Origin of the sequence: Thermoleptolyngbya sp. C42_A2020_037, assembly GCF_015272455.1 — a bacterium.
Classification (GTDB): domain Bacteria; phylum Cyanobacteriota; class Cyanobacteriia; order Elainellales; family Elainellaceae; genus Thermoleptolyngbya.
Map to the genome: position 1 here is coordinate 1 of NZ_JACYLP010000024.1, position 14,753 is coordinate 14,753.

Sequence of the window (14,753 nt, forward strand, 5' to 3'; positions counted from 1 at the left end):
TTTCGTTCTTCACTTTTCCATTTTTCTGAACCCCTGGCACAACCCCCAGTGCGCTTCGGGTTGTAGACCTTCTGCATTCGTTTTTCGTTCTTCACTTTCCATTTTTCTGAACCCCTGGCACAACCCCCAGTGCGCTCCGGGTTGTAGACCTTCTGCATTCGTTTTTCGTTCTTCACTTTTCCATTTTTCTGAACCCCTAGCGCGATCGCGCTGGGAACTTCGCTATGGGCAGGCATCAGGGCAAATGGGTGAGCGCAGGCGGGAAGGGCGATCGCTCCCTTTACGAATTCTTAATTATTTTGTTGCGATTTGATGGCAATCGCCCCTTTCCCCGCAATAATACGGAGAGATCTAGCAGAATATTAAAGATATAGCCCCTGCGTTTTTTCGCAACGGTTCTCTGGCGCTCTTCAGGGACATCTACGATGCCGTTTAATCTTCAGCCTATCCTTGATAATTCTGAGCCTCCTCCATGTACGCTGCTCCCCCTACCCCCTGTAAGCGAACCTACGCAATTTTACGGATTTATCCTGGCGATCTAGACCCTACCGAAGTCACCGAACGTTTGGGCATCGAGCCGACGCTGTGCCAGTGGCAGGGCAAACTGCGACATCCGGGCAAGCCAGCCCATATTGCTTCGCTCAACGGTTGGTTTCTGTCGTCCAAAGATGCGGTCGATTCCAACGATGCTCGCCATCACATCGACTGGATTTTGCAGCAGCTTGCGCCCTGCTCTCAGGCATTGAAAGAGCTACAGAAGATGGGCGCACGGACAGATCTATTTTGTTTTTGGGAATCGGTGGATGGGCACAGCGGCCCGGTCATGTCGCCCCAGCAAATGCAGAAAATTGCCGATCTGGAATTGGACTGTGGCTATGAAGTGCTGGTTCGCAGCAGTCGCTGAGGAAAGACCGGGTTAGGCAACACATCTATCCATACGTCCATCACCACGCAAAGTTTGGGATACTGGGCTGGCTGCGAATCGCTGTTTTCGCAAGCCAGTTTTTTTTGCCCAAGCTGCTGCCTACTGCGCCCGCGCCTAGTCAACTGCGACCCAACATTGCGTAGCAAAAACCGAAACCAGCGGAAACTTCGAGGGGGCGGCTGCCATTCTAAAGAAGTGGAAAGTTTTTGCAGCGGAGTATTCCCATCCGCTGATTTGAAGGAGAATCAAGACATGCGTCGCTCACTGTTGACCATTGGCACCGCGCTGGCGGGCAGCCTGCTCGTTGTTGGGTTGCTGAGTTGTGCTGCGAATCAGTCTCGCGCTGGCGATTCGTCGCCCGTGCCGTCCATCCCGTCGGTGCCCGAATCCCCCATTTCCCAAAACCCTGATGTGACGGAGCAACCCGTGGATGCGCGTTTGGTGGCGGCGAATACCCGCTTTGGCTTCAAGCTGTTTTCGGAAGTGGCGGCCCAGTCGCCGGGTGAAAATGTGCTGATTTCGCCGTCGAGCGTGGCGATCGCCCTGTCGATGGTTTACAACGGGGCCAGCGGCGACACCCAGCGGGCGATCGCCGAAGCGCTCCAGCTTGAGGGGCTGAGCCTGGACGACGTGAACCAGGGCAATACGGCACTGGAGGCGCTGCTGGAAAGTGCTGATCCAAAAGTCAAGCTGGCGATCGCCAACTCCCTCTGGAGCCGGGAGGGGATTGATTTTCAGCCCGACTTTTTGGCAAAGAACCGTGAGTTCTATAATGCCGAAGTCTCCAGCCTGGACTTTTCCCAACCCAATGCGCCCAGCGTGATCAACGACTGGGTTAGCCGCAGCACTGAAGGCAAAATTCCCACCATCGTTGATCGGCTCAATCCAGAGGATGTGCTGTTTTTGGTCAACGCCATCTATTTCAAAGGCACCTGGAGTGTGCCCTTCAACCCGTCAATGACGCAGACGCAGCCCTTCTATCTGCCCAATGGCGATCGCCTCAATCATCCGCTGATGTCGCAGTCAGGGCAGTTTGTCTATGCCGAAACCGACCAGTTCCAAGCGGTGAACCTGCCCTACGGCAACCGCCGCTTTAGCATGGTCGTGTTTTTGCCCAAGCAGTCCACCAGCCTGGAGGCGTTCCTGCAAACCCTCACCGCCGAAAACTGGCAGACCTGGAATACCCAGTTTCGCCGCCGCGAGGGCATGGTCAAGCTGCCCCGGTTCAACACGGAATTTAGCGTGGGGCTGAACGACGCGCTCAAGTCGCTGGGCATGGCGATCGCCTTCGACCCAGATCAGGCCGACTTCTCCGCCATGATCGACGCGCAGGCCTTCATCAACCGTGTGCAGCATAAGACCTTCATCGAGGTCAACGAGCAGGGCACCGAAGCCGCAGGCAGCACGGGCATCAGCATCGGGGTCACCTCCGCTCCCATCGATCCGCCCTTCCAGATGGTGGTCGATCGCCCCTTCTTCTACGCCATCCAGGATAATCAGACAGGTAGCATCCTGTTTATGGGCACTGTCGTCAACCCTGGTAGCTAAAGTTAGCTGGTCTGTAAACCCCATGCCCATCGCCCTCGCCCTCCACACCAGCAGTCCGAATCTGGGTCTGGCACTCAGTAACTTTGCCGACGTGCAGCGCCAGCAGACCTGGGAGTTGGGGCGGGCCCTGTCTACGCATCTGCACGACTGCCTGATGGCGTTTTTGCCGCCGCAGACCTGGGCAGATCTGGACTTTCTGGCGGTGGCGCGGGGGCCGGGTGGCTTCACGGGGACGCGCATTGGCATGGTGACGGCACGAACGCTGGCGCAGCAGTTGGAGATTCCGCTGTTTGCCATTTCCTCGCTGGCGGCCGTCGCCCATGCCGCCGCTGCCCAGATGCCTGATGATTCTACAGATTCTACAATCGACCTGGCAGTGCAGCTATCCGCCCAGCGCGGCGAAGTGTTTGGCGCAATTTATCGCACCCAGCCGCAGACCCACCAGCTTGTCCCCGTGTATCCTGATGCCGTGCTGACGGAAACGGACTGGCGATCGCTCCTCGACTCCTGGACCTTTCCCTGGCAGCCCATCGACGCAAATGGCGATCGCGCTCACACCGCCGCAGACCTGCTTGCCCTGGCCTATGCAGACTGGCAACGGGGCGATCGCCCCCACTGGTCGGCCGCGCTGCCTTTTTACGGGCAGCACCCGGTGAAATAGGGGCAAAAGTCAGTACAGCGCAGAGCGCAGCAGAGGCACAAAGTGCAAACGCACAAAAAGGGAATGCCGCAGCTTAGCTCCCGCACTCCCTCTCCTCGTTTTCGCTGGATTCAGCAATTCTATAAACCTGGAACCTATTCAGCCGCCAGAGCCTCGCGGGGCGTGCCGTAGTCAATGCGGTCGAGGTCGCTGGAGCTATTCCGGAGCGGGTTGGTGTAAACATTCAGCTTTTGCAGCAGCACCAGCCAGAAAAACAGCGGATCTTCGACCAGGTAGCGCCGCCACAGCCGCTTGGGTTCGGCCGTGAGGCGATAGAGCCATTCCAGCCCTGCCTCACTGATCCACTTGGGCGATCGCTTGACGTTTCCTGCCTCAAAGTCGATCGTTGCGCCAATGGCCAGGAAGATTTTGACATTGGGCAGTTGGTCTTTGTACTTGTGAATGAACAACTCCTGCTTCGGTGCGCCCAACCCCACAGCCAAGACGGTCGCGCCCGACTCTCGAATCATTTCCAGGATGCGATCGCACTCGGCTTCGTCCTTTTCAAACCCGAAGGACGGCGAATGGGTCGCCACGACGATTTCCCGCCCGACTTTTGCATTGATGCGCTTCTGGGCCGCTGCTGCAACGCCCTCTTTGGCCCCCAGCAGGAAAATACGAATGTCTGGGTTGTCCTTGTGATACTCGTAAAAAGCAGGGAACAGGTCAGACCCCGAAATTTTTTCGCGGATGGGCGACCCCAGGAAGCGAGACACGTACATTAAGATCTTGCTGTCGCAAACCCGGTAGTCTGCGTCATTGTAGACCTTGAAGAAGGACGAATCTCTTTGCAGTTTGACCAAGTGATCCACATTGGGAGTATAAACAACGCCGCTGGTTAGCTTTTCCAGTAGTTCCTGTGTTGACAGGTTATCAATTTGCACGTTCAGAATCTTAACGCTGTCCATCCAGCACGCTCCATTCCTGAGGTCTTTTGCTCGATAGTCATCCGAAATCCAAACCAGGCGGTTTGTTCGCAGAGTCAATGACCATCTACATTCGGTAATAACATCCGCAAAAGCCGGGTAAACAGAGGGAGATTACGTACGAGTTTCCGCCCTCTAAGGGGGCGGGCTGCGGCGCTTTTGTCTTGATGTTGTATGGGTTTTGTGTGGTTTTAATGAGTTAAATACTTTGCCTGAAAAAATCACCTACACAGCGAGTAGTCCATTAGCCAGTAAAAAGGGCCAAAAGTCTTCTTTTGATGGACTTTCAGGTTGCAGGAAGGGCTGATCTTTTGAAACTAAGGCGCAAATCCAATCTGCGAAATCATCGCCCCCTTAGTGACCGTATTTTTCACCAGTCTGTTCGGTTTGTGTACTCGTTATCATCACTTTTGCGATCGCCCGATAGGGAAATTTAGGCACATCGAATGAGATTTTTCCGCCTATGGATTGCGCTCATTGCCGCAAAATATTGCGTCTGTTAGGAAGCGATCGCACCTGGGCACACTAGCATTGTACGGTTCAAAGTTTGAATGCGAACCCTCGCAAACCAGATTTGAACCTCCTCTAACAGTTTGTATGAAAACGTTTTCGTCTTTGAACTTCAGATCAGTCACCGAGTTTCGGTTCTGGCTGGTGGCGATCGCCGCTGGGCTGGCTGCAATTCACCTGACGCTGGTTTGGCGGGCTGATAACGTCGATTTGCTGGGCAGCAGTATTCTGTTTTTTGCGGCGCTGGCCTCGCTGTTGGGCGATCGCCAGCATACACTGCGCTTTGATAGCAGCATTCTCGCAAGCGTGCTTGGAGCCATGCTGATTGTGTTCGTGCTGTTGCGGAGTTTGGCAACTCCGGGCGAGGCGTTTTTGCTGCTAGCTCCGCTCACGGCTGGTTTAGGATTAGCCCTCCTATCCTCTGGTTTTCGCGGATTGGGGCAGTATCGACAAGAACTGTTGCTGCTGTTTTGTCTGGGTGCGCCCAAGGTGTTTATTCCGCCGCTGTTTGACCCGACGCTGTGGACGGCGAAATTTTCGACCGCTCTGCTCTGGTATGGCGGGTTTGAAGTAGTTCGCGATGGAGTCAATATTCACCTGCCCACCGGGTCAGTCGAGGTCTATCCTGGCTGTTCTGGCATTGAGGGCATTACTTACCTGCTGTCGCTAGCGGGTTTGTTTGTGGTGATGTTCCCTTTGAACTGGCTGCGTCGCGGACTGGCAGTTGCGCTGGCGGTGTTGATCGCTTTTGGGGTCAACGGGGTGCGGGTGTCTTTGATGGCCTATCTGGTCGCATCTTCTCAGCCAGAGGCGTTTGAATACTGGCATGAAGGCACCGGGTCGCTCATCTTTTCCATGATTGCTGTGCTGATTTTTGGCGGCGTGTGCTGGCTGCTGCTGCGCTGGCAGGAGGCTGCTGAATGCTGGACGGCCTTAGCGGAGGTCGGTGACGATTCAACGGAGGACGAACTGTTTCTGGATCATCCGCAGGACGAGCCGCTTGAGTGGCAAGAGCCATAGTTCCTTTCGTGATAGCACGTTCATGACTGCAAACCTATCTGCAAACTCAGCCGAAAACTTAGTTGCGAAATATACTCGCCTGTCGCTGCTGGCATTGACCTTGGGGGGCGTGGTGCTGGTACTGGGGCGCTTGCTCCTGTTTCCCCCGACCGCTGAGCAGACGAAGGCCGAATTTGACTTCCCGGAGCAGGTGCCCCTTCCTGGCTGGCAGGCTCAGTCGGCAACAGCGCTGCCGATTCCCGAAAAGGCGCAGGCAGAAATGGTGTCGGGCAAGCGATACGACTATACGAAGGGCGATCGCGCTCTCACAGTAGAAATCCGATACCTGGTCAACACCGACCCCAGCGTCCGCAATTTATTGCTGAAGTATGGCAAATCCACCCCAACGGTTGCGTTTCCCACAACCATTCAGCAAGACGAATCAGGCGGATTCTACAGCATCTACGCCGATGAAACCCACGCCCATCTCACCAGTTGCATCAATCCTCGCGGCTCCAGCACCGTCACCGAGGCGCAGTTTATGCAAAATCGCTACGCCCTCGACTTGCGCCCAGAGCGGGCCCTGCCCGTCCTGCTGGGTCGAGAGACGCTGCGAGATGGGCGCTGTCTGTGGACGGTGATGTCTGCTCCACTCCAAAACACCCCGGCAGATCAGGTCTATCCGCAGCTCAAAGCCGCCTGGACAGACTGGCAGGCGTGGTGGCAACCCCAGTTTCCGACTCCCTAAGTTTCCCGTTTCCTGAAGTCTGCGAGACGCTCCTTGGCTCCCTTTTTTTCACCCCATTTCACTCGGTTATTGACATACTCGGAGGATATCCCATGACTCAAGCCCAACCCGAATCTCCCACTCCCTCCCCCGCAAGCAAGCCCTTTTCCCCAGTGCTGCTGCGTTGGGCCGGGTATGGACTGTTGGTTCTGACGACGCTTGACCTGTTCACGATTCTGTTCCCACCCCGATTCACTAATCCCATTTGGGAGTTTGAAACAATGGGTGCAATCGTAGAGCGAGTTCCTGTTCCACTTTTGGCGGCGGCGCTAATCTTTTTTGGGGAAATGCAGTTTCGCAGTAAGTGGGAACGGCCTGTTCTCAAGTTCCTTTCCTGGGTATCAATGCTGTTTGGTATTTTCCTGCTGCTGCTGGTTCCGCTGGGCGTGACGAATACGCTACGGCTGAATAGCCAGAGCATGGATTTGATCAGTAACCAATTTAGCCAGCAGCTTGAGCAGGTAGCTGCTTTCGAGAAGCAAATCAATGATGCCAGCGCGGAGCAAATCAAGGGCTTTTTGGAGAGCCAGGGCGTAACGCTGGAGGGAGATGCAGCCAGAGCGCCCAAGGAGCAAATGCTGAGCCAGTTGTCTCAGTTTAAGGAGCGGATGCAGGAGCAGGTGGAAATTGAAAAGGCAAGCCGCCGCAACCGCCTGATGGAAAGCTCTGCTAAGTGGAACTTGAGCGCCTTGATTGCTGGCTTCTTGTTTATCTATATCTGGCACCTTACTCGCTGGGCCAGGGGTGCCAAGAAAAAGCGCAGCAAAGCTTCTAAGACGCAGCCCGCTGCATAGAGGCTGACGTTTCATCGATTAAAGCATTTGATGCAGGTTTGAATCCTGGGTAAGAGTAAGAAACGCTCTTATCCAGGATTTTTTTTAGCGCAGCAGGTTACCTACGATTCTGGCCATGCGGATTGTAAAGTCGTAGGTATTTCTGGAACCGCCGCTAATTGGGCCGCCGATGCCCACAAAGGCTGAGGAAGCTGTGGTGGATTGGATAATGCGGGCAAAAACTTGACCATTTTGTGCGCGTGCAAAGATGCCATCGATAAAGACGGCTGCACCACCCCCCAGTCCAATACTGCTGCTGCGTTGTCCAGAAACGCGAATAGAGTTGCGGGATAGTCGATAAGTGCCAACTACAGGAAAGAGGTCATCGCGGACGATAGTGCCAATTCCTCTGGGCGTAAAGCGAAATAGTCGATTGCTAAAAAATTCCCAAATACCGCCAATCTGAGACTGGCGCAGCCGAGTGGCAGAGCCAACCCCTTGAATGCTGAGAATTCTGAGTGGCGCACTGCCGCGAAATGCCCCAACCAAGCGAACATTTCTGGTGGCTGGTCGAGTGGACTGGGGGCTTAGGGCATCTGGCATTGAGGCACGAGCAATAGTGCGATGCAAGGATGGGTTCGTGACCGCAGGCAGGTTTGTGTTGGTGAAAGCGATAGGAGAAGCGTGAGCCATTCCTGAGGAGGTGTTTTTGGACAAAGGGGACTTTAGCGTAGACATGGCTGTGTAAAGGGTAGAAATGAGCCAATCATGACGAACTCTGGACTGGCTTGAACTGCCAAGGATTATTTTGGACTGCGAAGCCCATATACACTTTAGACCATTTTTTTTTGACAGTATTTTTATAAGCTTTCTTTCAGGTTTTGAAGAGCCTACTCGGCTGGGCGGCCGAGCGATTTTAGCCACTTCAGCAGCGAGATGGGCAGCGAAATGGGCGAGAGCAACGTAGCAACGATCAGCACTAGCCAGGATAAGTGATCTGTTTTAGGGGTTGAGGGGTCTTTTAGAAAAATGGATAGATAAACGGTAAAGGCGATCGCCGAAAGCAAGAGATAGGCGGTTAAAAAATGAGAGACGTGAACCATGTGAGTTTGAGTGGGGGCAGAAAGTGGTTCCTGATATAGAGCCAGTAGCCTTGAAGGTTGAAAAGGTTGAAGTAGAATCGGCGCTGATATAGGGGAATCCACGATGGGCGAGGGCATTTTGAAAACACTGCGATCGCGACAGGGGCTAGTCCTAAAACCAGGGCGATCGCCCTACCGTTCTATCCAATCCTCCACCACGCTCATCCGCCAAACCCAGATCTGCTGGATTTTGCCCAACCGTCTGGCCCTTGGTGCGCTCCCAAAACCAGACTACGCTAGCATCCTTGCCGCTGCCAACGTAGAGGTAGTGCTGTCGCTCTGTGCCGAAGCAGAGGGGCCACTGCCGCAAGCGATTGCAGAAAAATTCCACTGTCAGCGATATATTCTGCCAAATCAATCCTACTTGGTTCCGCTTCAGGTTCAACACTTTGAGGTGGCAACAGAACTGCTGCATCAGCACCTCCGCCGCCAGCGCCCGGTCTATGTCCACTGTCGGCGGGGGGTCGAGCGATCGCCCCTGGTGTGTGCCGCCTATTTGTGTCGCTATCATCAGCTCGATGTGTGGGAAGCGCTGCGCTACGTTCAGCAGGTGCAGGCGATCGCCGCCCCGACTAGCGCACAAATCAAAATATTGCAGGCATTTGTCAGCCGAAGTTCAAAATTCCCAGATTCTACTCAGATCTCCGTGTAGGCAACGAGCCTGGAAGTCTGTCAAGGGCAATTTGCCGAGAAAGTGGCAGCAAAAATGACTCCGAAACTTTACGGATTTGCCGCTTAAACTGTTTAGAAATTCCGCAATATTTCGGAATCCGAGCCAACAAGAAGCGCCTTTAGTCTTAAAAGTTTTGCTATTTTTAGCGTTCAATGAGCCTCTGGACTTCGGACGTAAATTTACTGAAAATTTGTGGCTTGAGTCGTTCAATGTTTCGCAACATGGGGAATACTTTGTTTACAAAGGCAATTTGGCAATTTCAGGCTGCTCTGTGAACGAGTTCACTCCAGTTTGAAACCCAAGCTCAAGACCCATATAATCCGGCGAAGCCATCGTTAGAGACATTATGCATTAAGGCAGTGAATTTAGGGACAAAACGCCAGACAGTTCCAAAAACGAACTTTAGGCTTCGACTATTAGTTTGACTATTAAATGGTTTGAGGTTACGTCTAACGCGCTTCTAATGATTCATGAAGCCTTACTTTTCGCGGATTCCTTTTGGGTTCTTAATTTTACAGGCTCATCGCTGATTCAGACACAAAGCGTCTGATTGATTCAGGCTTCAAAAGTATTTGAGTGGGTTTATTTGGGGCGATCGCCCTTGTTTTTTCTGCCGCAATTTTCGCACATCTTGGTTTCGTGTATCTATCCATCTACTTCAATCCAGCTATGTCTTTTACCACCCGCTGCGCTACCGTTGTTTTTGTTGATGCGGCCACACCCGATTATCAAACCCTAATTGCTGGCATTCATCCCGATATTGACGTTCAGATTCTCGACCCTGGGCAAGATGGAATTCAGCAAATTACCGACTATCTAGCAGGGCGCAGCAACATCAGCAGCGTCCATATTGTCTCTCACGGCAGCGCAGGCAGCCTGCATCTCGGCTCAACAGTGCTAAATCGCAGCACCCTGGCACACTACAGCACATCCCTGCAATCCTGGTCTGCGGCGCTGACGGAAGATGCCGATATCCTGCTCTATGGCTGCAACATCGCCAATGGCGAGGGCAGCGCCTTTGTGCAGCAGCTCGCCGCCCTCACTGGGGCCGACCTGGCCGCATCGACAAACCTCACAGGTCATGCTGCCTCTGGCGGCGACTGGACGCTGGAATACACCACAGGCCACATCGAAGCAGGCAATCCTTTCAACGCGGATGCCCTCAACGCTTATAGGGGAATCCTGCCTGCGATTCCGGCGGGCAGCATTGTCGTTCTGCGGGTTGGCGACGGCAGCGCCCCCCTGACTAGTGCAGCAACTGCCGTTTTTTTGGATGTATACAATACGAGCGGCAGCCTGCTGCAATCCATCGCTATGCCAACCACGGTTGACGGCAGCAATCGACGATTGACTCTGAGTGGCAGTGCAACGGCAGAAGGGGGATTGAGTCTTTCAACAGACGGCCGATACCTGGTTTTGGCAGGCTATGACGCAAGCGTTGGCACTGCGGCGATAGCTAGCTCCACCAGCACCACATTCAACCGAGTGATTGCTCGGGTTGATATTAACGGGACGGTGGACACCTCAACCTACCTGACCAACAGCTTTAGTGGAAACAGCATTCGGAGCGTGGCTTCACAAGATGGTAGCGGCTTCTGGGTGGCCGGAGTTTCCAGTGGTAGTACAGGCGGAATTCACTATGTGCCCTACGGCGGCACAACGGGAACACGCCTGACAACGGCTGATGGCGCTGTCCGGAGTGTCAGGATCTTTGACGGGCGTTTGTATACCACTGCGGGTAGCTCGACTGCTCCTACTCATGTTGGTTTGAATACTGTCGGCACTGGACTGCCCCAGAGCGGATCTTTCCCGATTACAGCCGTTCCTGGCACTTTAAGTGGCAACTCACCCTTTGAATTTATCCTGCTGGATCGGGATGCAACGGTTGCAGGGGTTGACACGCTATACATTGCTGACCAAAGCCCAGACGCGCTGGGCGGAGGCATTCGGAAGTATTCCTTCGATGGCACAACCTGGACGCTACGCCAGCGGATCGTGGGTCAATTCACTGGGCTAACAGGTCGAATCGTGGGCAGCACCGTTGAAATGTATGCCACGCAGGGAACTGGAGCCAATAACTCGCTGGTGCGGATCGTAGACACGGCTGCTTTTAACGCCGATATCAACGCGACGTTAACTGTGCTAGCGACGGCTGGGGCAAATAAGGTTTTTCGTGGGGTGGCGTTTTCGCCGAGTGCGGTGGTGAATTTGCCACCTGTGGCCAACAATGGCTCGCTAGCCACGAATGAGGACATGACGTTTTCAGGAATGCTGTCTGGAAGCGATCCAGAAGGCGCAGCGCTAACCTACAGCATCGTGACTCAGCCTATTAATGGAACCGTCACGATCACGAATGCAGCAACAGGAGCCTACACGTTTACGCCCAATGCAAACTTTAACGGTGGCGACACGTTTACCTTCCAGGTGAATGATGGAGTGAATAACTCTGGTATCGCGACAGTGACAATCACGGTTAATCCAGTGAACGATGCGCCGACGGCTGCGGGCGCGACTGTGAATACGAATGAGGATGTGGCGACTTCGGGCTTTTTGTTGGGTGCAGATGTAGATGGGGATGCGCTGACCTACGAAATTGTGACGGCTCCGACCAAGGGCGTGGTGACGATTACGAATGCGGCTACGGGAGCCTTTACCTATACGCCGAACCCAGATGAGAACGGTGCAGATAGCTTTACCTACCGCGTGTTTGACGGAACGGTATATTCCAGCCCGGCAACGGTGACCGTGGCGATCGCCCCCGTAAACGATACGCCTACCGCTTCTAGCCTGAGCATTACGACCGATGAAGATGTGGTCACATCCGGCTTTTTGTTAGGCGCGGACGTGGATGGCGACGCGCTCACCTACGAGATTGTGACGGCTCCGACCAAGGGCGTAGTGACAATTACGAACGCCGCCACGGGAGCCTTTACCTATACGCCAAATACAAACGCGAATGGGGCAGATAGCTTCACCTATCGCGTGTTTGACGGAACGGTTTACTCGACCGCAGCAACGGTGGCGATCGCCATTACGCCCATCAACGATGCGCCGACGGCTGCGGGCGTGACTGTGAATACGAATGAGGATGTGGCCACATCCGGTTTTTTGTTTGGTGCAGATGTAGATGGGGATGCGCTCACCTACGAGATTGTGACGGCTCCGACCAAGGGCGTGGTCACGATTACGAACGCGGCTACGGGAGCCTTTACCTACACGCCGAATCCAAATGAGAACGGTGCAGATAGCTTTACCTATCGCGTGTTTGACGGAACGGTGTATTCCAGCCCAGCAACGGTGACCGTGGCGATCGCCCCTGTAAACGACGCACCCGTCGCCACCGACGACAGCCTGACCACGACGAGGAATCAGCCTCAAAATGGAACGTTGGCAGCGGCCGACGTGGATGGCGACACGCTGACCTATAGCGTTGTGACTGGGCCTGCTAATGGAACGCTAACCAGCTTTAACGCGGCTACCGGGGCATTTACTTACCTGCCCAATGCGGGACACGTCGGGACTGACAGTTTTACCTTCCAGGCAAATGATGGCAGCGGGGCACCCAATGCGCTCTCCAATGTGGCGACCGTGAGCATTGTGGTCAACTTTGGCAATAACGCCCCCGTAGCCAATGGCGACAGTTTGGTGACCAACGAAGATATAGCCTTGCTGGGGACGCTCTCTGGCACCGATGGCGACAATGATCCGCTGATCTATGCGATCGCCACTGGGCCCAGCCAGGGAAGCATCACGGCGTTTGATCCCAACACGGGCGCATTCACCTACACGCCGAACCCCAATGCCAACGGCTCGGACAGCTTCTCGTTCCGCGTGTTCGATGGATATGAAGAGTCTGATCCCGCCACTGTCACGATTACTATCACTTCAGTTAACGATGCACCCGTTGCGAATGCAGCCACGCTAAACACTCGAACAGGCAAGACCGAGACAGGTTTCTTAACGGCGACAGACGTAGAGGGCGATCCGCTGAGCTTCAGCATTGTCTCGGCTCCGACCAATGGCACGGTCACGATCATTAACGCACTAACGGGAGAATATACCTACACCCCCAACGCCGGATTTTCGGGCAGCGACAGCTTTACCTTTCAGGCAAATGATGGAACGGATGACTCTGCCCCCGCAACGGTCAGCATTACGGTTGCGCCCAACAGTGCCCCTGTTGCGACCAATGGCAGCCTCAATACCCGCGTCAATGCGGAACGATCGGGGCGGCTTGTGGCCACCGATCCCGATGGGGATATCATCCGCTTTAGCATTGTGACTGCGCCCAGCTATGGGTCTGTGGTGATTACCAACACGGCAACAGGAACCTACACCTACACGCCCAATCCTGGCTATAGCGGGCCAGACAGTTTTGTTTTTCAAGCCACCGACGACGTGTTCAATGCAACGGGCACCATTTCTGTGCTGGTGGCGGCCAACCAGTCCCCCGTGTTGACTGCGCCCCTGCCGCGTCGCGGTGCCACCGAAAGGCTGCCGTTTGTGGCCCAGCTTCCGCTCACCGCCTTTGTTGATCCAGACGGGGATTCTTTGACCTATACCGCAACCCTGGCCAATGGTGCGCCGCTGCCCGCTTGGTTGACCTTTAATGCAGCAACTCGAACATTTTCAGGTACGCCTGCGAATGGGGATGTGGGCACGATTACACTGCGGGTTGTGGCGACTGATCCCAGTGGGGCGCAGGGTACGGGCACATTCACGCTGACGGTGCTGAATATCAACGATGCGCCAGTGCTGCAAAAACCGATTGGGAATCGGACGGCGGTGGCGGGACAGGGCTTTGGCCTGATGCTGGAGTCGGATACGTTTGTGGACATAGACGCAGGCGATGTGCTGACCTATACGGCGAGTTTGAGCGACGGTCGTCCGCTGCCTGCATGGCTGACGTTTGACCCTGTGACGCGCGCCTTCAGCGGCACCCCTGCGGGCGGAAACGCAGGTAACTATCGCATCGTTGTGCGGGCCACAGATCGTTCGGGCGTGAGTGCGGTTGACGAATTTGATCTGCTGGTCAGGTCAGACAGTGGGTTGCCGCCGCAGGGCCCGAAGAAGCTGAATTGGATGAAGGGGTCGCCCCGGCCGGATCGGATTCGTGGAACACGACGGGGCGATCGCATCGAGGGTTTGGACGGCAACGACGTGATTGAGGGTCTGAGGGGCGACGACTATATCTTGGGTGGCGCTGGCATCGATCGGCTTGTGGGCGGCAGCGGCAATGACACGTTGGTCGGCGGGCGCGGGGCGGACGTGCTAATTGGGGGCGCGGGCAACGATGTGCTGATTGCGGGCGAAACGACTGATTTTCTGCGCGGATTCCAGGAGAAGACGGAAATCTGGGGGGCGATCGCCACGAATGTCCTGAAGGGCGGAAAGGGCAACGACCTGCTGGTGGGCGGTGGACGCAGCGATCTGATGATTGGGGGCGCGGGCCGCGATACGTTTGTCCTCACCAAGCATGGCGGCGTTGATGTCATCCGAGATTTCAAAGTGGGCACTGATGTCATCGGGCTGGCGAAGGGGTTGACCTTCAGCGAACTGCGGATTCAGCAGTCGAGCCGGGGGGCCCGCATCTTGCTAAATGGTTCGGATGAGGTGATTGCGGAACTGTCGGGCGTGCAGGCGAACAGGCTGACCGCTGCCAGCTTCGTGCCACTGACGCGGCTACCGCTTTAGCCCAAGCATCCGGGGCTACTGCGTCAGAATGGATGCTCTGACCTCGCCCTGAAGCCGCCAAAATGGAATTTTTTCT

The 14,753-nt window shown here is 55.0% G+C and carries 12 protein-coding genes; 8 read left to right on the plus strand and 4 right to left on the minus strand.

Annotated features, from left to right (window positions below):
• On the minus strand, window positions 1-236 hold a 236-nt coding region (locus tag IGS16_RS07075; RefSeq protein ID WP_297084545.1), incomplete at its 3' end, for a hypothetical protein.
• 236 nt (window positions 237-472) lie between these two features.
• Between IGS16_RS07075 and IGS16_RS07080 the strand changes: the two genes are divergently transcribed.
• The 3 genes from IGS16_RS07080 to tsaB all read left to right on the plus strand — a co-directional run bounded on the left by IGS16_RS07080 (window position 473) and on the right by tsaB (window position 3,134).
• Entirely contained in the window at window positions 473-904 is a 432-nt protein-coding gene (locus IGS16_RS07080; protein ID WP_297084547.1) for a DUF4279 domain-containing protein, read from the plus strand.
• Window positions 905-1,177: 273 nt separating this feature from the next.
• Window positions 1,178-2,473, plus strand: coding sequence for a serpin family protein (locus IGS16_RS07085; RefSeq protein ID WP_297084549.1), 1,296 nt, complete (start codon window positions 1,178-1,180; stop codon window positions 2,471-2,473).
• Between the two features lie 22 nt (window positions 2,474-2,495).
• Window positions 2,496-3,134, plus strand: a complete 639-nt coding sequence (gene tsaB, locus IGS16_RS07090) for a tRNA (adenosine(37)-N6)-threonylcarbamoyltransferase complex dimerization subunit type 1 TsaB (protein ID WP_297084550.1) — start codon at window positions 2,496-2,498, stop codon at window positions 3,132-3,134.
• Between the two features lie 134 nt (window positions 3,135-3,268).
• Here the strand turns inward: tsaB and IGS16_RS07095 are convergent, their stop codons facing one another.
• A complete protein-coding gene (locus IGS16_RS07095; RefSeq protein WP_297084552.1) occupies window positions 3,269-4,081 on the minus strand; it encodes a WecB/TagA/CpsF family glycosyltransferase in 813 nt (270 codons plus the stop codon).
• A 615-nt stretch (window positions 4,082-4,696) separates the two neighbouring features.
• Between IGS16_RS07095 and crtA the strand changes: the two genes are divergently transcribed.
• From crtA to IGS16_RS07110, 3 genes are all read left to right on the plus strand, one after another.
• Window positions 4,697-5,629 carry a cyanoexosortase A gene (gene crtA / locus IGS16_RS07100; RefSeq protein ID WP_297084554.1) on the plus strand — a complete coding sequence of 311 codons (933 nt, stop codon included), beginning with the start codon at window positions 4,697-4,699 and terminating at the stop codon, window positions 5,627-5,629.
• 22 nt (window positions 5,630-5,651) lie between these two features.
• Window positions 5,652-6,356 (plus strand): cyanoexosortase A system-associated protein, encoded by a 705-nt coding sequence (locus IGS16_RS07105; protein WP_297084555.1) that lies wholly within the window; start codon window positions 5,652-5,654, stop codon window positions 6,354-6,356.
• A gap of 92 nt (window positions 6,357-6,448) precedes the next feature.
• Window positions 6,449-7,189 carry an HpsJ family protein gene (locus IGS16_RS07110; RefSeq protein WP_068513937.1) on the plus strand — a complete coding sequence of 247 codons (741 nt, stop codon included), beginning with the start codon at window positions 6,449-6,451 and terminating at the stop codon, window positions 7,187-7,189.
• 84 nt (window positions 7,190-7,273) lie between these two features.
• On the opposite strand, the gene IGS16_RS07115 is transcribed toward IGS16_RS07110, so the two are convergent.
• Together IGS16_RS07115 and IGS16_RS07120 are read right to left on the minus strand one after the other, a co-directional pair.
• Window positions 7,274-7,771 (minus strand): hypothetical protein, encoded by a 498-nt coding sequence (locus tag IGS16_RS07115; protein ID WP_297084558.1) that lies wholly within the window; start codon window positions 7,769-7,771, stop codon window positions 7,274-7,276.
• A 287-nt stretch (window positions 7,772-8,058) separates the two neighbouring features.
• Window positions 8,059-8,271: a hypothetical protein gene (locus IGS16_RS07120; RefSeq protein WP_297084559.1), complete on the minus strand. Its 213-nt coding sequence runs from the start codon at window positions 8,269-8,271 to the stop codon at window positions 8,059-8,061.
• 103 nt (window positions 8,272-8,374) lie between these two features.
• Between IGS16_RS07120 and IGS16_RS07125 the strand changes: the two genes are divergently transcribed.
• Window positions 8,375-8,962: a dual specificity protein phosphatase gene (locus IGS16_RS07125; RefSeq protein WP_297084561.1), complete on the plus strand. Its 588-nt coding sequence runs from the start codon at window positions 8,375-8,377 to the stop codon at window positions 8,960-8,962.
• Between the two features lie 690 nt (window positions 8,963-9,652).
• Entirely contained in the window at window positions 9,653-14,677 is a 5,025-nt protein-coding gene (locus IGS16_RS07130) for an Ig-like domain-containing protein (RefSeq protein ID WP_297084563.1), read from the plus strand.
• Window positions 14,678-14,753 lie beyond the last annotated feature (76 nt).